Source organism: Flectobacillus roseus, from assembly GCF_030056595.1.
Lineage (GTDB): Bacteria > Bacteroidota > Bacteroidia > Cytophagales > Spirosomataceae > Flectobacillus > Flectobacillus roseus.
The window spans coordinates 1-1,024 of the sequence record NZ_JASHIF010000047.1 but is presented as its reverse complement, the minus strand read 5'-3'; the positions used below and the strand labels follow the sequence as shown (position 1 = coordinate 1,024).

Genomic DNA, 1,024 nt, shown 5'->3' with positions numbered 1-1,024 from the left:
TACTTTTCACCTTTCCTTCACAGTACTCGTTCACTATCGGTCTCTTGTTAGTATTTAGCCTTACCGGATGGTGCCGGCTGATTCAAAGGGAGTTTCACCAGCTCCCCCCTACTCAGGATACGCTTACGTCCAGATTCCTTACTCTTACAGGGCTATCACCTTCTCCGGCTGAGCTTCCCAACTCATTCAAATTAAAATCCTTTCTAAAAAAACGTCCTACAACCCCGTCATTGCCGTAACAACAACGGTTTGGGCTAGTCCGCGTTCGCTCGCCACTACTTACGGAATCACTTTTGTTTTCTCTTCCTCCGGGTACTTAGATGTTTCAGTTCTCCGGGTTTGCCCCACTTTGTGGTAATGGTTCTTCAAACCATTGGGTTGCCCCATTCGGAAATCTACGGATCAATTCTTTTGTGCAAATCCCCGTAGCTTATCGCAGCTTAACACGTCCTTCATCGCCTTCAAGAGCCTAGGCATCCCCCATACACCCTTAATTCACTTATGCTCTGTCGCTAAATTTCTTTAACTCTTACTCGTTTCTCTATCTTTCACAATATGTCAAGGAACTTTATACCTCCATTTAGTCAATATTACTATTAATCAAACTTCAGCAGTGCGACAAATACTCGTTCGTACTTATCTCTTTTACTATTATTATAGTACTTCTTCGAATTGTGGAGAATAACGGATTCGAACCGTTGACCCCCTGCGTGCAAGGCAGGTGCTCTAGCCAGCTGAGCTAATCCCCCAATTACCTTCACCCTGTGGGCCTGCGTGGACTCGAACCACGGACCTCTACATTATCAGTGTAGCGCTCTAACCACCTGAGCTACAAGCCCGCTTTACCTCTCAGTTCCACACTTCACTCTCGCAAGTGAATCTCCTTTTTAATACTTTATTTATCCTACTAACTTTTTAGTAAAATACTTTGAAATTTGGTAAGAAAAGTTTCCAATACACACTCTCCAGAAAGGAGGTGTTCCAGCCACACCTTCCGGTACGGCTACCTTGTTACGACTTAGCC

At 44.5% G+C, this 1,024-nt stretch carries 2 tRNA genes and 2 rRNA genes; all 4 read right to left on the bottom strand.

The features are described from left to right. Positions 1 to 504 (bottom strand): 23S ribosomal RNA (locus tag QM524_RS25900); the annotation flags it as partial. 171 nt (positions 505 to 675) lie between these two features. After that, a tRNA-Ala gene (locus QM524_RS25895) sits at positions 676 to 749 on the bottom strand. Between the two features lie 16 nt (positions 750 to 765). Continuing rightward, positions 766 to 839, bottom strand: a tRNA-Ile gene (locus QM524_RS25890). Between the two features lie 130 nt (positions 840 to 969). Then, positions 970 to 1,024, bottom strand: a 16S ribosomal RNA gene (locus QM524_RS25885); the annotation flags it as partial.